Origin of the sequence: Celeribacter ethanolicus (assembly GCF_002407265.1) — a bacterium.
GTDB classification, from domain to species: domain Bacteria; phylum Pseudomonadota; class Alphaproteobacteria; order Rhodobacterales; family Rhodobacteraceae; genus Celeribacter; species Celeribacter ethanolicus.
In genome coordinates this window covers 2,379,131-2,398,531 of the sequence record NZ_CP022196.1, presented here as the reverse complement: position 1 = coordinate 2,398,531, position 19,401 = coordinate 2,379,131, and the positions used below count along the sequence as shown (strand labels likewise).

Below are 19,401 nucleotides of genomic sequence, written 5' to 3'. Positions count from 1 at the left end.
CTGGGTGGGCCAACGAATCTTTTTTGTCGCCAGAATGAAAAGAGCGTCGCCCATGTTGCATGCCCGAATGACATCCCTTTTGAAAGCCCTGTTTCTGAGCCTCTGTGCCGTGATCGCAGGCGGTGAAGCCGGCTTTGCGGCGGGCAATGAGATCGCCTCACGGGCCGCTCTCGCGAATGAGACGCCACAGATCGAAGGGAATGGTCCGCGCATTTTGGCGCTGGGCGACTCCATGATGGCCTGGCATCTCGTCTCGAAAAGCTCCATCGCCGATGTGTTGTCGCAAAGCCTCGGTGAGCCGGTGGAAAATCGGGCCATGGGCGGCGCGCGTATCCTGTATGGCCTGCCGATTTCGGGCGCCATCGGCATGAACATCACCAAGCAGTATCGCGGCGACGCGGTGGATTGGGTGGTGATCAACGGCGGTGGCAACGATTTGTGGCTGGGCTGCGGCTGCGGAGCCTGCGAGCGTAAGATGAGCCGAATGATTTCCCAGCAGGGCACCACAGGCGCGATCCCGGATCTGGCGCGTGAGATTCGCAAGAGCGGGGCGCGGGTGATCTACCTCGGCTACCTGCGCAGCCCGGGGGTGGAGTCCGTGATCGATTCGTGTCGCGAGCTTGGCGATGCCTTCGAAGCGCGGCTGACGCAGATGGTGCGGGCGATGGACGGGGTGTATTTCCTCGATGTGTCAGAGCTTGTTCCGGAGGGCGACCGGTCCTTTCATGGCGCGGACATGATCCACCCGTCCAAGAAGGGCTCGCGAGTGATCGGGCAAAAGCTGGCGGATGTGATCCGTCAGGTGGACGACACGCGCTGAGCGGCTTTCAGCAGGGCGCAGGGTTCAAAAGCGCGACCAGCGCCTTCGGGTCCTGGGGCCAGATCAGAGTGTCATGGTTCGATGGGATCGGGGACGGTGCCGAGACCAGCAGAACGATCCGGGCGCCGCGTTGCGACAGCCGCAGCCCCAGGACACCGGCATGAAGCTCGGCGGCGGGCAGCGCGAGAAAGGCGGCCGTCACATGGGCCAGCCTGCTCAGTACCACGATGGCCTCACCCGGACTTTCGACCCGATACACCTGTGCGCCGGGGGCGATCTCGAGCAGCGCGAGACGCAGGCTCTCCCCGAGTGATCCATCCTCGGCAAGGATCAGGAAAACCGCGTTCTGAACGGCGGGTGCGGCAGTGTGGGAGAACATATCTGGGCAAGCCTGTCTTGAAAAATCATCCTCAGAATGAACCAAAAGGAGGTTTCGCGAATTAAACTACGACATAGCCGGAGGATATTTGCGTGACCGTCGAGTGTAAAAATTGCCCTTTGCGGCAGAAGGAGTGTTTTCAGCCCTTCTCGCCGCAGGAGCTGAGCTTTACCCAAGGGTTCAAAAGTGGGGAGTTGAGTGTGGATGCGGGCACGACGATTCAGATCGAAGGCTCCGAGACGCCGCATCTCTACACCGTTCTGAGCGGCATGGGGGTACGCTACAAGACACTTGAGAACGGTCGGCGTCAGGTGATCAACTTCATCCTGCCGGGAGATTTCGTCGGTCTTCAGGCAGGGGTGATGGGCGAGGCCGGGCATTCGGTCGAGGCGACGACGCCCATGGTGCTGTGTACCTTCCGGCGCAGCGATCTCTGGCGCCTGTTTCAGAACCATCCGGGGCGGGCCTATGACCTTGTCTGGCTGGCGGCCTCGGAGGAAGCGTTTCTCGGGCAAAGCCTTGTCACGGTCGGTCAGCGCAAGGGGCTCGAACGCGTGTCCTGGGCACTATTGAAACTGTTTGACCGGTTGAAACATCTTGGCCTGGCGAAAGGCAATCGCGTGCCCTTGCCCTATCGGCAACAGGATGTGGCGGACGCGTTGGGTCTGTCTCTGGTGCACACCAACAAGACGCTGGGCGTGCTGCGCAGCCGCCATGTTGCGCGTTGGAGCGATGGCGAATTGCAGATACTCGACCGGGAGACATTGCAGGGCTATGCGTTGGTCGAGGAAGAGGATGTGGGACAGCGTCCGCTGATTTGAGGGCGGCGGAGCGTTGCGAGATGAAAAAAGACCCTCCGAAGAGGGTCTTTTGAAAAACATAACGAGGGTGCGCCTTGGCGCAGCCGCGGGCTTAGCGACGCAGGCCCAGACGCTCGATGAGGGACTGGTAGCGAGCTTCGTCTTTGCCTTTGACGTAGTCGAGCAGCTTGCGGCGCTGGGCGACCATCATCAAAAGGCCACGACGGCCGTGGTTGTCTTTCTTGTGGGTTTTGAAGTGCTCGGTGAGCGTCGCGATGCGCGAGGACAGAATTGCGACCTGAACTTCGGGGGAACCGGTGTCACCTTCTTTGGTGCCGAATTCCTTGATCAGGCGGGCTTTCTCTTCAACCGTGATCGACATCGGGGTCTCCTTTCGAAAACAAAGGGTTATGGCGCAAGCCGGGATGTCGTCCAGCAGGGCCCTTGGAGAATCTTCCCGGCGCTGAGGCTCGGGAATGCGCGCGTTTAACCGGATTCTTTTGAAAAAGAAAGCTTTTTCCGGTCGTTGTCCGGTCTACTGTCCGGTCTCGACCCGCTGCGTTTCACTTAGGATCTCGCCGGCCAGTTGCTTGGCCCAGTCGCCGATGATCGGCACAACCTCCATCTGGTTGAGCATATAGCCGACGATCGACACCACGATGGAGGCGCCGACGACCGAGCCGAAGCCGAAAGCCAGCCCGCGCAGGAACTGAAACCACATCATCCGCAATTTGGAATTCTGGATGCGAATGAACCTGTGATTGTTGAGCCGGTCGATTTCTTCCGTCAGCGCTTTGATGTCTTTCGAGAGCTCGTTTTCCTGGTCCGACATGTCCTGCTCCATCCCTGCGAGTCACCCGTTCTGCTCACGCATCCGGCTCTTCAGACAACACATCCGATGAAGGCGGGCGCATATGCTGTTCATAGGACGTCCGGTCTTTGTCCAAAAGCCGTGATTCAAGAATTTTGACCGAAGATGTGCACCATGATTTTTGCAAAGCTTTTGAATATTGAAAATTAACCTTTCTTAACAGTTGCTTAGATAAAATTTTCTCGAGATTTTCTTTCCCCTTTTGGCTCAAAAACGTATTATTCATGCGGGTGTGTGAATTATGAGGTGTGGGCACATGTTATGGGCTTTTGCATTGCTGGGACTTGTGCCTGCCGCACTCGCTTTGAGCGAGGTGGCGATGATCGGGGACGATTCCGACGCCTCTTCCATGACAGAGAGCGATCTGCCTGAGGCTGAAACAGCCGATGAGGTCGCCGATGACCCCGGTGAGGGGGACGTGCTGACTGACGCCTTGGGCGGCGACACGCAAGCCGATCTGCCCGAGGACGGTTCCGAGGCCTCTCCTGACGATGAAACATTTTCCGGCGTGGAGGGGGCGGAGGATGCGGGCGAGGATTACGCGGTTGCGAGCGGGTCCGGCGAAACGCTTTTCTCCGGTTTCACCGAAGGTGAGGATCATGTCACGCTGACGCTGGCCGATGGCCTGGTGGGGGATTTCATTGTCGAACCGCTGACCGACGAGGCGGGCAATGAGATCGGTACGAGCCTGTCCTATGCCACGGATGAAGATGAAACCACCCTCTCTTTCCTCGGTCATGACACCCTTCCGGTGGGCGATATCTCCGTCGAAGTGCTGGACCCCGAAACCGGGGAAAGCACGCTCTATGCCCTGAGCGAACTGGGCGATTTCGGAGCGATCGACCCGAACGATCCCGACATCCCTGACGAGGCCGGCCCTGACGGCGATCCCGATGATTACGTGCTCGCGGTGAACGATCCGGGCATCCCTGACGAGGCCGGTCCCGCGGGTGATCCGGAAGATGATGTCCTGACGCCGGAGGGGGATGAGGATATGGCAACGGGTGCACCGACCGGTGACACGGTGGAGCATGTGCTGGGCGATCAGGGAGAAACGCTGGTTCTGTCCGATGACGTGATGCAGGGCGGCACGGATGCGACCTTGACTCTCGATGAAGACGGCCTGCCGACGATAGAGACCGATGGCACGCTGAATATCGTGACCGGCGGGGCGGGCGACGATGTGATCGCGACCGGCGACGATGCGGCGATTGTCGATGCGGGCGCAGGCAATGATACGATCTATGGCGGCGATGGCACGGCGATCCTGTCCGGTGGTGCGGGCGACGATGTGATCTATGCCGGGAATGACGCGGGATCGTCCTATGTGCTCTCGGGAGATGAGGGGGCCGATACGCTGTATGGCGGCGATGGTGACGACACGCTCTTGATGGATGCGGAAGATACCGCGACAGGTGGGGCGGGGGCCGATGAATTCTGGCTCTATTACGATGCCAATGCCGATGTCGGCCATGCCGAGATCACCGATTTCAACGAGGGAGAGGACATGCTGCGCGTGACGCTCGACCCGAGTGAAAGCTATGACGGTACGCTCGATGTCGAGGTGAGCCAGACCGCCGACGGGCTGTCGAGCCAGGTGGTCGTCAATGGCGATGTGGTGGCGGTGCTGTATGGCTCGCCCAACGTGACCTTGGGCGACATCGTGGTCGAGATCAGCCCCACGGCGCTTTCCGCCGCCTGATCAGGGCCAGAGTTCCGGCTGCTGCGTATAGGCAATGTAAAGCGGGTGCTTCGGGTGTCCGGCTTTGGAGAGGCCGAGGTGATAGAGATCGCGTCCGGTGCCGCGCAAAATCCGCTCGACCTCGGCGCCCCGGTCCAGATGCGCGCCATGGGTGCCCCAGGCGCAAACGACCTGATCCGCCCAGAGCGCCCAGTCGTGAATCGCCGCGTCGTTCTCTGGCCCGACCGGATCGCTTGCTGCGCGCATTTTCTTCGGATCGGTGTCGCGCCACGCGAAGATATTCGTCACGCAAAACGACCCGAACCCAAGGGCGCGGGCCCGGCGTTCACAGCGTTCCACGGTGGGATCGTTCTGCACTTCGGTGGCGGTCGAGGGATTGAGCATGACGAAAAGCGCCTTGCGCCCCTCCGGCTCCCAGACCCGGACCAGCGAGTAACGATAGCGTTCGCAATCGGAATAGACGGCGGTGGAGGGCGCATCGCCCTTGGTATGGGTGCGTGTGATCATGCGCTCTGAATGGCCGCTCTGCCCGGTGAAATCAAGCGGTCAGAGGTTGAACACCCGAGACGGGTGCAATTCGCCGGATTTGTAGATGCCGACTGCCACAGGCTTGCCCTCGAACGAGGCCCAGACTTCATCGCCGTATTCCACCCCGTTTGCCGGGTAGACCATGCCTGGGTTGCCGTTGCGCAGGCGCGTTGCGCCCTCGGGGGTACACATCACCTCGTCGAGATCGGACAGGCCCTCTTCGACCGGGCGCAGATAGGCGTCGAGCGCTTCGGTCTTGGCCATTTCGTCGATCTCGGCGATGGAAATCCCGTCCTCGGCATCCCAGGGCCCGGACCATTCGCGGCGCAGCCATTCGACATGGCCGAAACAGCCCAAAGCCTCGCCCAGATCGCGGGCAATCGCGCGGACATAGCCACCCTTGCCGCAGGTCATCTCAAAGAGCGCGTGATCTTCATCGACGCGCTCGACGAATTTCAGTTCTTCGACATAAAGCGGCCGTGCGGCAATCTCGAACTCTTCATCGTCGCGCGCCAGCTTATAGGCCCGTTCGCCGTCAATCTTCACGGCGGAGAATTTCGGCGGCACCTGCATGATGTCGCCTTCGAACTGCGGCAGCGCATCGAGAATCTGTGCATCCGTCGGGCGCGTATCGCTCTCGGCGATCACTTCGCCCTCGGCATCGTCTGTGTTCGTCGCCTGCCCAAAACGGACCGAGAACCGGTAGCATTTCAGTGCTTCGGTGATGAACGGCACGGTCTTGGTCGCCTCGCCCAAGGCCACCGCCAGAACGCCGGTCGCATCCGGGTCGAGCGTGCCGGCATGGCCCGCCTTCTGGGCGTCGAATGCCCAGCGCACTTTGTTGACAACGGAGGTCGAGGTCATGCCAGCGGGCTTGTCCACGATCAGCCAACCGTGAACTGCGCGCCCCTTTTTGCGTCGGGCCATTGAATGTCTCCGTTATTCTTCTTCGTCGGGGGCGTCGTCGTGATGAATGTCGCGCTGAACCCGTTCGTCAGAGAACATAATGCGCGTGGCATCCATCCGGTCGAACGTATCGTCGAACTCGAATTTCAGCTCCGGCGTATGCTTGATCCCAAGCGCCTTGCCGATCTGATGGCGAATCTCACCCTTGTTGCGACGCAGCGCCTCCAGAGCGGTGCCTGCCGATTTCCCGCCCAGCGGCAGGATATAGGCGGTCGCGATCCGCAGGTCCGAGGTCACACGCACCTCGCCCACCGTGATCGACATCGCGGTGAGATCGGGATCGTGGATTTCGCCACGGGACAACATCTCGGACAGACGACGCCGAATGGCCTCGCCAATGCGAAGGGTGCGATGCGAACCCGAAGGTCCGCCGGAATGAGAACGTTTTGCCATAGGCGCGAGATAGTCTTGATTGGCCTTTCATGCAAGCGGGCTTTGCCAAATCCGCTTGGCCGCGCTAAAGCTCGCGCGACTGAATTAGGAGTGCAGAACATGAGCGAGCTTCCCGGCATTGTCATCACCGGTGCGTCCGGCCGTATGGGCCAGATGTTGATCAAAACCGTTTTGGCCTCGGACAAGTGCAAACTCGTGGGGGCGGTCGAGCGCGCGGGCAGCGATTGGGTCGGGCGCGATGTCGGCGAAGCCATGGGCGGCACGGCGATCGGGGTCACCGTGACCGACGATGCGCTGGAAGCCTTTGCCAAGGCGCAGGCCGTGATCGACTTTACTGCGCCTGCCGCGACGGTCGCATTCGCGGGGCTGGCGGCGCAGGCGCGTTGCGTTCATGTCATCGGCACCACGGGCATGTGCCCCGAAGAACTGAAAAAGATCGAAGCCGCCTCCCGTCACGCCACGATCATCCGTGCGGGCAATATGTCTCTGGGCGTCAACCTTTTGACCAAGCTCACGAAAATGGTCGCGGCCGCGCTGGATTCCGATTACGACATCGAGATCATCGAAGCGCATCACAACCGCAAGGTGGACGCGCCGTCGGGCACTGCGTTGATGCTGGGCGAGGCGGCCGCCGAGGGGCGTGGCGTGAAACTCGATGATGTGCGCGACTCGGGTCGCGACGGCATCACGGGCGCGCGCAAGAAGGGCGACATCGGCTTTTCCTCCATCCGTGGTGGCGACATTGTGGGCGAGCATGATGTGATGTTCGCGGGCGAGGGGGAGCGGATCATTCTGCGCCATGTCGCCTCGGATCGTTCGCTCTTTGCCAAGGGCGCTTTGAAGGCCGCGCTTTGGGGGCAGGGGCAGAAGCCGGGCGAATATGACATGCTCGACGTTCTGGGTCTCTGAGCTTTATTGCAGCCCAAATACTCAAAACAAAACCCGCGGATTTCCGCGGGTTTTTCTTTAGAAGTCGATGGCGAGGCCTTTTTTCTCCCAATCGCCATAGCGAACCGGTTCCGGCCCGTCGCGTCCACCCAATTCGGTGGGCATGGCTTTGACTGCCTCTTCACGGGCTTTGCGCCGCTCTTCCGCTTCGGCCAGCGCGCGCTGGGCGGCGGCGGGCAGGTGGGAGATGTCGCGCATTTCGGGGGTCTTTGGAGTGTCGTCGCTCATCGGAAGCTCCTTTCGGATGATCTTGTCCGGCTTGACCTTGTGATATACGGGGTTGAGCTATGAAAACAAGATCAACAGATGTCGCCGGGCTCGCTGCCCGCCGGGCCGCTCTGGCCCTTCTGGATGCCGTTCTCGTGGAGAAACGGCTCCTGTCCGAAGTGCTGTTGCAGCGCACCAAGGATTTGTCGCCCGAGGATCGTGCGCGCTCCCAGCGTCTGGTGACCGAAGCTCTGCGCGTCATCGACCGCTGCGACCGGATGCTTGGGCCGCATCTTGCCAAACGTCCCGCGCCGCATGTGATGGATGCGCTGCGTCTCGGCGTGTTCGAGATTTGCGCCATGGGCGAGGCCGCGCATGGGGTTGTGAACGCCTATGTCACGCTGATGCAAGAGCGCCCGAAATCGAGCCATTTCAAAGGGCTGGTCAATGCGGTGCTGCGTAAGATCGACGGGGAAAAGGCGAAATGGGACGCGCTTCCTGCGCCGATGCTGCCGAAATGGCTGCGCAAGCCGCTGGTGGCGGATTTCGGCAAGGCGGCGGTCAGCGCGACGGAGGCGGCGCAGGCCAAGGGCGCGCCGCTTGATCTGACCGTCAAGCAGGACCCCGAGGCTTGGGCCGAAAAGCTCGGCGGCGAGGTCTTGCCGACCGGCTCGGTGCGTCTGAGCGGCGCGGTGCAAGTCACCAAACTGGACGGGTTCGAGACGGGCGATTGGTGGGTGCAAGATGCTGCCGCCAGCCTGCCTGCGCGAATCCTTGCCCCGGAAAAGGGCGCGCGCATTCTCGATATGTGTGCCGCCCCCGGTGGCAAGACGATGCAGCTCGCAGCCATGGGGGCCGAGGTCACAGCCCTCGACATTTCCGAATCAAGGATGGCACGGGTTCAGGAAAACCTCGCCCGTTGCGGTCTGTCGGCGGAAATCGCCATCGGCGATGCGCTGGAATACGAAGGGGCGGATTTCGACGCGATCCTGCTCGACGCGCCCTGTACCGCCACGGGGACGATCCGGCGGCACCCGGACCTGCCGCATGTCAAGGACGGCTCGGATTTTCCGGGGCTGTTCGAGTTGCAGGAACATCTGATCGACCGGGCTTTGGGGATGCTCAAACCCGGTGGAAAGCTGGTCTATTGCACCTGTTCTCTGCTCATCGACGAGGGCGAGGAACAGGTGCGCGACGCGATGGAGCGACATCCCGATCTGACCGTCGATCTCGATGCGCTGAAGATCCCCGGGATTGATCCGGAATGGATCGGCGCGGAGGGGCTGCGCACCCGTCCGGATTACTGGGCGGACCGTGGCGGGATGGATGGATTCTTCATCACGGTCTTGCGACGGGGATGAGCGACAGGGAGGTTTCGGGGATTTCCCGATGACATCCCGGGGTGCGCCCGCTATCTTCCGGGCAACGAAAACGAACCGACAGGCTGGGGCAGGCAATGTCGCAAAGCGAGGATTGGCGCGCGAAGAACGTCCGCCGCATGAACCGGTTTCATGCGCTGCGTGCGGCGCGTGCAAAACCCGCGATGGGATTCGTTTCGCAACCCGAACCCAAATCCATCGGCTCCTTTGCGCGTGGGCGTCAGTTGATCGGCGGGAATTTCCTTTTTGCCGGATATCTGGTCGAGGCGCCGAATGCCTCGATCTGGGACATCGAGGCGCCCGCATCCGGTTTTGTCGAAGAAATTCATGGCTTTGCCTGGCTCGATGATTTGGCAGCCGTGGGCGATTACAACGCGCGGCATCGGGCGCAGGATTGGATCAAGGGCTGGATGGAGCGCTATGCGCGCGGCAAGGGACCGGGCTGGACGCCGGATCTGACCGGGCGGCGGCTCATTCGCTGGATCCATCACGCGCTGTTTTTCCTGTCGGGGCAGGAAACGGAGGTGTCGACCGCCTTCTATAAAACGCTCGGGCAGCAGACGATCTTTCTCGCGCGGCGTTGGCAGACGGCCAGCCCCGGCTTGCCGCGGTTCGAGGCGCTGACGGGGTTGATCTATGCCGGGCTGTCGCTTGTCGGCATGGAGGAGCATGTCGCGCCGGCGGTGAAGGCGCTCTCGAAGGAATGCGAGAGCGAGATCGACCTCGAAGGCGGTATTCCGACCCGCAATCCCGAAGAGCTTCTGGAGGTTTTCACGCTTTTGACATGGGCGGCTGCGGCCTTGTCAGAGGCGGGGCGGATCGCCGAGGAGGCGCATCTGGCGGCGATCGAACGCATCGCGCCGACATTGCGCGCGTTGCGCCATTCCGATGGCGGGCTGGCGCGGTTTCATGGTGGCGGACGTGGCGCCGAAGGGCGGCTTGATCATGCGCTGGCGGCCTCTGGTAACAAGACGCCGCCGGGGCAGGGACTTCATATGGGGTTTCTACGGCTGTCGGCGGGGCGGACTTCGATCATCGTCGATGCCGCTGTTCCGCCACGGGTGGAGGCCTCGTTCAACGCCCATGCCTCGACGCTGGCGTTCGAGCTGACCTCCGGGCGGCGTCCCCTGATCGTGAATTGCGGCGCGGGCGGCAGTTTCGGGGCCGACTGGCGCCGGGCCGGACGGGCGACGCCGTCGCATTCGACCTTGGGGATCGAGGGGTTTTCCTCCTCGCGTCTGGGTGCCAAGCGGATGATCGGCGGGCATCTGCGCGAGCTTTTGGTGGATGTGCCCGATGACGTGCGGCTTGAGCTGCGCACCAGCGAGGATGGCGGCGGCTTCGTGGCCGGGCACAACGGCTACGGGCGCACTCATGGGCTGACGCATATCCGCCAGATCGAACTGTCGAAAGACGGGCGGGGGATCGCGGGCGAGGACACTCTGGCGACGATCACCGAAGCCGACGAGCGGCAATTCGACCGGATGATGGACAAGCTCAAGCTTCAGGGCATCCCGTTTCAAGTTCGGTTTCATCTGCATCCGGACGTGGATGCGGAGATCGACATGGGGGGGGCTGCGGTGTCTCTGGCGCTCAAATCCGGAGAGATTTGGGTGTTCCGCCATGACGGTCGCGCGAAAATGAGCCTTGAACGCTCGGTTTACCTCGAAAAAAACCGCTTAAAGCCGCGTGCGGCGAAACAAGTGGTTCTATCTGCGGCGGCAATGGATTATGCGACCCGTGTCCGTTGGACATTGGCCAAGGCGCAGGAGACACCGACGACGCTCCGCGATCTTGAGATGGACGACGAGACCCTGATCTGACCGCCACAAAGATGGACTGCCACCATGACCGATCTCTATCCCGTGAAGCGCGCGCTTCTTTCCGTATCCGACAAAACTGGCCTTGTTGATCTGGGCAAGGCGCTGGCCGCCAAGGGGGTCGAGCTTTTGTCCACCGGCGGGTCCGCGAAGACGCTGCGCGAGGCGGGGCTCGATGTGAAAGACGTCTCCGAGGTGACCGGGTTCCCGGAGATGATGGACGGGCGTGTGAAAACGCTGCACCCGCGTGTGCATGGCGGGCTTCTGGCGCTGCGCGACAATGCCGAACACGTGGCCGCGATGGATGAGCACGGCATCGGTGGGATCGATTTGTTGATCGTGAATCTCTACCCGTTCGAGGCCGCTCTGGCCCGCGGGGCCGACTATGACGAGATGATCGAGAACATCGACATCGGTGGTCCGGCGATGATCCGTGCGGCGGCGAAGAACCACGGGTTTGTCACCACTGTGGTGGATGTCGAGGATTACGATGCGCTGATCGCCGAGCTTGACGCCAACGACGGCCAGACCTCCTACGCTTTCCGCCAGAAAATGGCCCAGATTGCCTATGCCCGCACCGGCGCCTATGACGCCGCCGTGTCGAATTGGATGGCCTCCGCGATTGGCGAAGTGGCCCCGCGTCGTCGTGTGGTGGCTGGCCAGATCAAACAGACCCTGCGTTATGGCGAAAACCCGCACCAGTCGGCGGCCTTCTATGTCGATGGCTCCGAGCGTCCGGGTGTGGCGACCGCTGTGCAGCATCAGGGTAAGGAACTGTCCTACAACAACATCAACGACACCGATGCGGCGTTCGAACTGGTCGCCGAATTCGACCCGGCGGAGACCCCCGCGGTGGCGATCATCAAACACGCCAACCCCTGTGGTGTGGCGAAGGGCGCGACGCTTCTGGAGGCCTATAACAACGCTTTCGATTGTGACCGCACCTCTGCGTTCGGGGGCATTGTCGCATTGAACCAGGTGCTCGATGCGGAGACCGCGAAAGCCATCGTTGAGATCTTTACCGAGGTCGTCATCGCCCCCGGTGCCACCGACGATGCGAAAGAGATTTTCGCCGCGAAAAAGAACCTGCGTCTTCTGACCACCGAAGGCCTGCCGAACGTCTTGGCGAAGCCGAACACGATCCGTCAGGTTGCGGGCGGTTATTTGTTCCAGGATAAAGACGCCGGTTTTGTCGGCGTGGACGATCTGAAGGTCGTGACCGAGAAAGCGCCGACGCCCGAGCAGATGCAAGATCTGCTGTTTGCGTGGAAAGTCGCGAAGCACGTCAAGTCGAACGCCATTGTTTACGTCAAAGACCAAGCCACCGTCGGCGTGGGTGCCGGTCAGATGTCGCGTCTCGATTCCGCGCTGATCGCCGCCAAGAAAGCCGAGCGTATGGCCGAAGCCATGGGCCTGCCGGAGCCGCTCACCAAAGGCTCTGCTGTGGCCTCCGACGCCTTCTTCCCCTTTGCCGACGGTCTTCTCGAAGCCGCTGCGGCCGGTGCGTCCTGCGTGATCCAGCCGGGTGGTTCGATGCGCGACCAAGAGGTCATCGACGCCGCCAATGAGGCCGGTCTCGCCATGGTCCTCACCGGCATGCGCCACTTCCGTCACTAAGGTCAAACCATGCGGACCACGATCCTCGCAGCGCTGATCACTTTCGTGATCGACCAGCTTTCGAAATGGGCCGTGGTCCAGGGCATGAATCTCAAAGAGGTGGGGCAGATCGACGTTCTGCCCCCCTATCTCGTGTTCCATATGGCATGGAACCGGGGCGCCAATTTCGGGCTTTTGTCCGGTCATGGCGATCTGCTGCGCTGGGGCTGGGTGGCCCTGGCGGTGGTGATTTCGACATGGGTCATGTTCTGGGTCCGTCGCGAACGGTTTTCCACGTTGGGTCAGATCAGCGCGGGGCTTTTGGTCGGCGGTGCACTGGGCAATGCGATCGACCGCATCGTTTATGGCGCCGTGGCGGATTTCCTCAACATGTCCTGTTGCGGGTTTGCCAACCCCTATTCTTTCAATGTCGCCGATATTGCGATCTTTGCCGGGGCTTTCGGTCTCATCCTTTTCACCGGGGAGACGAAAAACCGGGCGTGACCTTGGCGCGCCCATCGTCTACACATGCTCTGACGCGATTTGGCGGAGGAAGGTTTTCATGGTCTCGAATGTGCTCCGGACGGGTTTGTGCCTGATGGCTTTGAGTGCCCTTGTGGCCTGTGGCCAGTCTCGCGACCGCATGGCGAATCAGGTGAAAACCGGACCCGATGAGTTTTCTGTCGTTCCGGCCAAGCCGCTTCAGGAGCCCGCGAGCTACAGCAGCCTGCCGGTGCCGACGCCCGGCGGCGCGAACCTGACCGATGCGACGCCGAATGCGGACGCGATTGTCGCGCTGGGCGGGCGTGTGCCGACGGGCGCTGTCGATGGCGGTATCGTCAATTATGCCTCGCGATATGGCGTCGATCCGACGATCCGGGCGGAGCTGGCCGAAGCGGATGCGAAAAAGCGCAAAGGCCGGGGCAGCTACGAGCGCGCTTACAAGCGTTTTGCGCTCGACGCCTATGAGGAATGGCTGCGCCTGCGCGCCCTTGGCGTCAAGGTGCCGAGCGCTCCGCCGGAGAAGTGAGACTCGGGCAAGGACCAAGAGCACTGGCAAAGCGTCATGATTGACGCCACGCCCCTTGCCAAACCCGATCCTTTTGCTTCACATCCGCGTCAGCCCCTGTTGTCCTGCGCGCCGTTTGCGGCAACAGTAAGCCAATTCTGACGCACAAGGGTGTTTTCATGAAATACGCTGTCTCAGCGGCGCTGATCGCGCTGAGTTCCCCGGCTGTCGCGGCCGAGGTGAGCCATTACGAGTTGGAGAATGGCATGGAGGTCGTGGTGCTCGAAGATCACCGCGCCCCCGTGGTGGCCCATACGGTCTGGTACAAGATCGGCGCGGCCGACGAGCCCATGGGCAAGAGCGGCATCGCGCATTTTCTCGAACATCTGATGTTCAAGGGTACGGACGATCTCGCCGCCGGTGAGCTTTCGGAAACCGTGACGCGCAACGGCGGATCGGACAATGCGTTCACCTCGTGGGATTACACCGCCTATTATCAACGGGTTGCGGCCGACCGTCTGGGTCTTATGATGCAGATGGAAGCCGACCGGATGCGCGATCTGGAGATGACCGAAGACGACGTGAAGACCGAGCGTCAGGTCATTCTGGAAGAGCGCAATCAGCGGATCGACAACGATCCGGGCGCGTTGTTCCGCGAACAGACGCGGGCGGCGCAATATCTCAACCATCCCTACGGCATCCCGATCATCGGCTGGCGGCAGGAGATGGAGAAGCTTTCGCGCGACGACGCGTTCAATTTCTACCACCGCTATTATGCGCCGAATAACGCCATTCTCGTGGTGGCGGGCGATGTCGATCCCGATGAGGTCTATAAGCTGGCACAAGAGTGGTACGGCCCGCTGGAGCCGACGCCCGGTCTGGGCGAGCGGGTGCGCCCGCAGGAGCCGCCGCAACTGGCCGAACGGCGTATGACCATGACGGACGCGCGGGTGGCGCAACCCACGGTGATGCGCAGCTATCTCGCCCCGGAACGCGATCCCGGCGATCAGACCAAAGCCGCTGCGCTCGAAATTCTCGCCTCGCTTCTGGGCGGCAATTCCACGACCTCCTATCTTGCGCGCAAACTGACCTTCGAGGATCAGACCGCGATCTATGCCGGAGCCTATTACGACGGGGCCAGTATTGACGATACCACCTTCGGTCTGGTGATCGTGCCCTCGCCGGGGGTGCCGATGCAGGAGGCGGAAGATGCGCTCGACGCCGCCGTGGCGCAATTCATGGCCGATGGCATCGACCTCGACCAGTTCGAACGGCTGAAAACCAAGCTGCGCGCCAATCTGATCTATGCCGAGGACGATGTCGAAGGCCAGGCGCGGCGCTATGGCGAAGAACTTGCGCTCGGCCTGTCGCTTGCGGATATCGAGGCCTGGCCGGACATTCTTCAGGCGGTGACGCCCGAAGATGTGATGGCTGCCGCCCATGAGGTATTCGACCGCCGCCGCGCCGTGACCGGCTGGTTGATGCCCGAAATGAATGAAGGAGCGGACGGATGAAACGCTTTGCTGCGGCGCTGGTGGCGCTGATCTGGTTCACCCTGCCGGTGCAGGCCGCCGTCGATGTGCAGACGGTAGAGACCCCCGGCGGGATCAAGGCCTGGCTGGTGGAGGAACATTCCATCCCCTTCACCGCGCTGGAAATCCGCTTTCGTGGTGGCACCTCGCTGGATCGCGAGGGCAAGCGCGGCGAGGTCAATCTGATGATGGCGACGCTGGAAGAGGGCGCAGGCGAGATGGATGCGCAGGGTTTCGCCGAGGCGCGCGACGATCTGGCCGCCAGTTTCAATTTTAACGCCAGCATGGATACCGTGAGCATTTCCGCCCGGTTCCTGAGCGAGAACCGGGACGAGGCCATGGCGCTTTTGCGTCAGGCGATCATGCAGCCGCGATTCGACGCCGATGCGGTGGAGCGGGTGAAGGGGCAGGTGGCCTCCATCCTGCGCTCGAAGGCGACCGATCCGGGCGATATCGCCTCCGAAGTGTTCTACAAAATGGCTTTCGGTGCGCATCCCTATGGCAGCGACGATAACGGCACGTTCGAGAGTGTCGAGGGGCTGACGCCCGAGGATATGTTCGCCGCCAAGGACCGGGTGATGGCCCGCGACCGGCTTTATGTCGGTGCGGTCGGGGATATCACAGCCGAGGAACTTGCCAGTCTCCTCGACGATCTTCTGGGCGATCTGCCGGAGACCGGGGCGGCGTTGCCGGAGACTGTCGAACCCGCGCTGATGGGTGGGCTGACCGTTGTGCCGTTCGATACACCGCAATCGGTGGTGCTGTTCGGACAGAAAGGCATCAAGCGCGACGATCCGGATTTCATACCGGCCTATATCGCCAACGAGGTTCTGGGCGGTCACGGGGATTCGCGGCTGATGGAAGAGGTGCGCGAGAAACGCGGGCTGACCTATGGTGTCGGCTCCTACCTCGTGTCTTTCGATCATGCCGAGATGATCCTCGGGCAGTTTTCCTCCGGCAATGAGGTCGTCGCCGAGGCGGTGAATGTGGTGAAGGACGAATGGGCGAAATTCGCCGATAAGGGGCTGACGCAGGAAGAGCTCGACCTGACCAAGACCTACCTGACCGGGGCCTACCCGCTGCGCTTCGACGGCAATGGCACGATCGCCCGCATCCTCGTGGGCATGCAGATGGACGGGCTTTCGCCGGATTATATCAAGACCCGCAACGATCTGGTCAATGCGGTGACGCTTGAGGACGTGAACCGGGTAATCAAGCGGCTTTATAACCCCGAGACCCTGACCTTCGTCGTGGTCGGATCGCCCGAAGGGCTTCAGACAAACTGAGATTTCCTCATGGTCGAATCGGGAGGGTCCATGCTACCTCTGGTGTCATGAACTCTCCCGCACGCAACATAAGCCAGGATCAGCCCCGTCCCGTCATTCGTCAGCTCGACGAGGGCGCAATCAACCGTATCGCCGCCGGTGAGGTGGTGGAACGGCCCGCCTCCGCCGTCAAGGAACTGGTGGAAAACGCCATCGACGCAGGGGCGACGCGGGTCGAAGTGGACTATGCCGATGGCGGCAAGACGCTGATCCGGGTCAGTGATGACGGCTGCGGCATGAGTGCCGAGGACCTGCCTTTGGCTTTGTCCCGCCACGCCACGTCGAAGATCGACGGTTCCGATTTGCTCGACATTCATACGTTTGGCTTTCGCGGCGAGGCTTTGCCGTCCTTGGGTGCGGTCGGGCGGTTGAAACTGACCTCCCGCGTGCAGGGCGGCGAGGGGGTCAGCATGTCCGTGTCCGGTGGCAAGGCGGAGCCGGTGAAACCGGCGGCGCTCTCGCGCGGCACGGTCGTTGAGCTGCGCGATCTGTTTTACGCCACGCCCGCACGCCTCAAATTCCTGCGCACCGACCGGGCGGAGGCGCAGGCGATTTCGGATGTGATCAAACGGCTCGCGATGGCGGAACCCTATGTGGGCTTTACGCTCCGCGATGTCTCGGGCGGTGGCGAAGGCCGGGTGACCTTCCGCGCCGACCCCGAGAGCGGCGATATGTTCGATGCGCTGCATGGACGGCTCGCGACCGTGTTGGGCAAGGATTTTGCCGAGAACGCTTTGGCGATTGATGCGGAGCGCGAGGGGCTGACGCTCACCGGCTATGCCGCTCTGCCGACCTATTCGCGCGGCTCTGCCGTGGCGCAGTATCTCTTCGTCAACGGGCGACCTGTGCGCGACAAGCTTTTGGTCGGCGCTCTACGCGGCGCCTATTTCGATTTCCTGTCGAGGGACCGCCATCCGGCGGCTTGTCTGTTCATCGACTGCGATCCGCATCTGGTGGACGTCAACGTGCATCCGGCGAAATCCGAAGTGCGGTTCCGCGAACCGGGGATTGCGCGCGGGCTGATCGTTTCGGCGCTGCGCCACGCTTTGGCGGAGGCCGGGCATCGGGCGTCCACTACGGTCGCGACGGCGACTCTGGGGGCCATGCGCCCGGAGGTGGCTGAGCCGCGTGTCTATCAGATGGATCGCCCGTCGCAGAGCTATTCCGCGCCTTATCGTCCCTCTTCCGGGGTGATCGAACAAAGCTACAACTGGCAGGCACCGGAACGCCGGGAGCCGGTGGCAACTCCGGGTTTCGCCGAAATGTCCGTGCCCTCCGCACGGATGGAAGAGGTCGAAGCGGCCCCCGCGACGGAGGCGCTGCCCCTCGGCGCCGCGCGGGCGCAGGTGCATGAGAATTACATCATCGCCCAGACCGAGCGTGGCATTGTCATCGTGGATCAACATGCGGCGCATGAACGGTTGGTCTACGAGAAACTCAAACATCAGATGGCCGAACATGGCGTCAAGGCGCAGGCGCTTTTGATCCCGGAGATTGTTGAGCTGTCCGCGAACGATGCGCAGATGCTCTTGGACATGGCCGACGATCTGGCCAGGCTTGGCCTTGGAATCGAACCCTTCGGCGGCGGGGCCATTGCGGTGCGCGAGACGCCCGCCATTCTGGGCCGCGTTGATGCCAAGGCGATGATCGAGGACATTCTCGATGAGCTCTCCGATCTGGGCGACAGTTTCTCGGTTCAGGCCCGGATTGAAGCGGTTCTGTCGCGCGTGGCCTGTCATGGCTCGATCCGGTCGGGTCGCCGGATGCATGCCGAAGAGATGAACGCGCTTTTGCGGGAGATGGAGGCGACGCCCCATTCCGGGCAATGCAACCACGGTCGGCCCACCTATGTGGAGCTGAAACTTTCCGACATCGAACGGCTATTCGGACGCACATGACACTCGATTTCAACGATCCCCTGACGCTGGCCGCCGTGATTGGCGGGGCGGTGCTTCTGGTCTTTTTCGCTCTGCTGATCGTGGTGCTGAAACGCTCCGGCGAGGCGGCGAAAATGGCCCTGCCGATTGCGCAGCAAATGAACCACCTCGGTCAGCGGGTGCAGATGCTCTCCGACGGACAACAACAGCTTGCCGGTGGCCTGACCCATGTGTCGGAGGCGCAGGTTGCCTCGCAGGCGCGGATGTTGGAGCTGATGGAAAAGCGGCTGGCTTTGGTGACCGAGACGATGAACGTCAACCTTCAGGGCTCGGCGCAGCGGACGGCGAAAAGCCTTGGCGCGTTGCAGGAGCGGTTGGAGACCATCGACAAGGCGCAGGCCAATATCGAGAAGCTTTCCGGCAATGTGTTGTCGTTGCAAGACATCCTGTCGAACAAGCAGACGCGCGGGGCGTTTGGGGAGATTCAGCTCAACGATATCGTGGGCAAGGCGCTTCCGAAGGACAGCTATAGTTTACAGGCGACTCTTTCGAACGGGCGGCGGGCGGATTGTCTGATCCACCTGCCGAACCCGCCGGGACCGATTGCCATCGACAGCAAATTCCCGCTGGAGGCCTATGAGGCGCTGCGGCGTGCGGAGACTCAATGGGAGTTGAACGAGGCCGCCAAACTCATGCGTCAGGCGGTGAAAAAACACATCGCCGATATTTCCGAAAAATACATCCTCGAAGGCGAAACGGCGGACGGGGCCCTGATGTTCCTGCCGTCCGAGGCAGTCTATGCCGAGCTTCACGCCAATTTCCCGGAGCTTGTGCGTGAAGGCTTCGACAAACGTGTCTGGATCGTCTCGCCGACCACCTGCATGGCGACGCTCAACACCATGCGGGCGATTCTCAAGGATGCACGGATGCGCGAACAGGCCGGGGCGATCCGTAAGGAACTGTCGCTTTTGCACGGCGATGTCGAGCGTCTCGGCACCCGCGTCGGCAATCTCGACCGGCATTTCGGACAGGCGGCGAAAGACCTCGAAGACATCAAGATCTCTGCCGAAAAGGCTGGCAAGCGCGCGCATCGTCTCGACAATTTCGATTTTGAGGAACTGGCGCCGGATGCGCCCTCCGTCGCCCCCGCGACCCTTGTGCAAAAAACGTAAAGCGCTCTTCTCAATCCTGATTCTTTGACTTAGGTCATGTGCCGTAATGCGTGTAAGATGCACACTCAGTCAGATTA

20 protein-coding genes are annotated in these 19,401 nt (G+C 61.7%); 13 read left to right on the top strand and 7 right to left on the bottom strand.

What is annotated here, in order from left to right:
* Positions 1-52 precede the first annotated feature (52 nt).
* On the top strand, positions 53-820 hold the full coding sequence (locus CEW89_RS11790; protein WP_244906052.1) for an SGNH/GDSL hydrolase family protein: 768 nt from the start codon (positions 53-55) through the stop codon (positions 818-820).
* 7 nt (positions 821-827) lie between these two features.
* Here the strand turns inward: CEW89_RS11790 and CEW89_RS11785 are convergent, their stop codons facing one another.
* Positions 828-1,199, bottom strand: coding sequence for a hypothetical protein (locus tag CEW89_RS11785; protein WP_066704576.1), 372 nt, complete (start codon positions 1,197-1,199; stop codon positions 828-830).
* 119 nt (positions 1,200-1,318) lie between these two features.
* On the opposite strand from CEW89_RS11785, the gene CEW89_RS11780 reads away from it, so the two are divergent.
* Positions 1,319-2,020, top strand: a complete 702-nt coding sequence (locus CEW89_RS11780; RefSeq protein ID WP_244906051.1) for a Crp/Fnr family transcriptional regulator — start codon at positions 1,319-1,321, stop codon at positions 2,018-2,020.
* A gap of 91 nt (positions 2,021-2,111) precedes the next feature.
* Here CEW89_RS11780 and rpsO read toward each other — a convergent pair whose 3' ends face one another.
* The gene (gene rpsO / locus CEW89_RS11775; protein ID WP_066704574.1) at positions 2,112-2,381 is read right to left on the bottom strand and encodes a 30S ribosomal protein S15; all 270 of its coding nucleotides are present in this window, start codon (positions 2,379-2,381) and stop codon (positions 2,112-2,114) included.
* Between the two features lie 153 nt (positions 2,382-2,534).
* A complete protein-coding gene (locus CEW89_RS11770; RefSeq protein ID WP_096807219.1) occupies positions 2,535-2,831 on the bottom strand; it encodes a DUF5665 domain-containing protein in 297 nt (98 codons plus the stop codon).
* 295 nt (positions 2,832-3,126) lie between these two features.
* Between CEW89_RS11770 and CEW89_RS11765 the strand changes: the two genes are divergently transcribed.
* Positions 3,127-4,572, top strand: coding sequence for a calcium-binding protein (locus CEW89_RS11765; protein ID WP_096806023.1), 1,446 nt, complete (start codon positions 3,127-3,129; stop codon positions 4,570-4,572).
* Here CEW89_RS11765 and CEW89_RS11760 read toward each other — a convergent pair whose 3' ends face one another.
* From CEW89_RS11760 to rbfA, 3 genes are read right to left on the bottom strand one after another with little or no spacing between them, the layout of a single operon-like run.
* On the bottom strand, positions 4,573-5,079 hold the full coding sequence (locus CEW89_RS11760; RefSeq protein ID WP_066704572.1) for a DUF1643 domain-containing protein: 507 nt from the start codon (positions 5,077-5,079) through the stop codon (positions 4,573-4,575).
* Between the two features lie 39 nt (positions 5,080-5,118).
* The gene (truB, locus tag CEW89_RS11755) at positions 5,119-6,027 is read right to left on the bottom strand and encodes a tRNA pseudouridine(55) synthase TruB (protein WP_066704570.1); all 909 of its coding nucleotides are present in this window, start codon (positions 6,025-6,027) and stop codon (positions 5,119-5,121) included.
* A gap of 12 nt (positions 6,028-6,039) precedes the next feature.
* Positions 6,040-6,459 carry a 30S ribosome-binding factor RbfA gene (rbfA, locus tag CEW89_RS11750; RefSeq protein WP_096806022.1) on the bottom strand — a complete coding sequence of 140 codons (420 nt, stop codon included), beginning with the start codon at positions 6,457-6,459 and terminating at the stop codon, positions 6,040-6,042.
* A 99-nt stretch (positions 6,460-6,558) separates the two neighbouring features.
* Here rbfA and dapB point away from each other — a divergent pair, with 99 nt between their 5' ends.
* Positions 6,559-7,368 (top strand): 4-hydroxy-tetrahydrodipicolinate reductase, encoded by an 810-nt coding sequence (dapB, locus tag CEW89_RS11745; RefSeq protein WP_096806021.1) that lies wholly within the window; start codon positions 6,559-6,561, stop codon positions 7,366-7,368.
* A gap of 57 nt (positions 7,369-7,425) precedes the next feature.
* Here the strand turns inward: dapB and CEW89_RS11740 are convergent, their stop codons facing one another.
* Positions 7,426-7,635, bottom strand: a complete 210-nt coding sequence (locus CEW89_RS11740; protein ID WP_066704562.1) for a DUF1674 domain-containing protein — start codon at positions 7,633-7,635, stop codon at positions 7,426-7,428.
* Between the two features lie 59 nt (positions 7,636-7,694).
* On the opposite strand from CEW89_RS11740, the gene CEW89_RS11735 reads away from it, so the two are divergent.
* The 9 genes from CEW89_RS11735 (at position 7,695) to CEW89_RS11695 (ending at position 19,324) form a co-directional block, all read left to right on the top strand.
* A complete protein-coding gene (locus CEW89_RS11735; protein ID WP_096806020.1) occupies positions 7,695-8,975 on the top strand; it encodes an RsmB/NOP family class I SAM-dependent RNA methyltransferase in 1,281 nt (426 codons plus the stop codon).
* A gap of 95 nt (positions 8,976-9,070) precedes the next feature.
* Positions 9,071-10,816, top strand: coding sequence for a heparinase II/III family protein (locus CEW89_RS11730; RefSeq protein WP_096806019.1), 1,746 nt, complete (start codon positions 9,071-9,073; stop codon positions 10,814-10,816).
* Between the two features lie 24 nt (positions 10,817-10,840).
* Positions 10,841-12,430 (top strand): bifunctional phosphoribosylaminoimidazolecarboxamide formyltransferase/IMP cyclohydrolase, encoded by a 1,590-nt coding sequence (gene purH / locus CEW89_RS11725; RefSeq protein WP_096806018.1) that lies wholly within the window; start codon positions 10,841-10,843, stop codon positions 12,428-12,430.
* Positions 12,431-12,439: 9 nt separating this feature from the next.
* A complete protein-coding gene (gene lspA / locus CEW89_RS11720; RefSeq protein WP_066704554.1) occupies positions 12,440-12,913 on the top strand; it encodes a signal peptidase II in 474 nt (157 codons plus the stop codon).
* Positions 12,914-12,971: 58 nt separating this feature from the next.
* Positions 12,972-13,439, top strand: coding sequence for a DUF3035 domain-containing protein (locus tag CEW89_RS11715; protein WP_244906050.1), 468 nt, complete (start codon positions 12,972-12,974; stop codon positions 13,437-13,439).
* Between the two features lie 158 nt (positions 13,440-13,597).
* On the top strand, positions 13,598-14,932 hold the full coding sequence (locus CEW89_RS11710; RefSeq protein WP_096806017.1) for a M16 family metallopeptidase: 1,335 nt from the start codon (positions 13,598-13,600) through the stop codon (positions 14,930-14,932).
* The gene (locus CEW89_RS11705) at positions 14,929-16,236 is read left to right on the top strand and encodes a M16 family metallopeptidase (protein WP_096806016.1); all 1,308 of its coding nucleotides are present in this window, start codon (positions 14,929-14,931) and stop codon (positions 16,234-16,236) included. Before CEW89_RS11710 ends, CEW89_RS11705 begins: the two co-directional genes overlap by 4 nt.
* Positions 16,237-16,283: 47 nt before the next feature.
* Positions 16,284-18,173 (top strand): DNA mismatch repair endonuclease MutL, encoded by a 1,890-nt coding sequence (gene mutL / locus CEW89_RS11700; protein WP_096806015.1) that lies wholly within the window; start codon positions 16,284-16,286, stop codon positions 18,171-18,173.
* The gene (locus tag CEW89_RS11695) at positions 18,170-19,324 is read left to right on the top strand and encodes a DNA recombination protein RmuC (protein ID WP_096806014.1); all 1,155 of its coding nucleotides are present in this window, start codon (positions 18,170-18,172) and stop codon (positions 19,322-19,324) included. Before mutL ends, CEW89_RS11695 begins: the two co-directional genes overlap by 4 nt.
* The last annotated feature ends 77 nt before the right edge of the window (positions 19,325-19,401 follow it).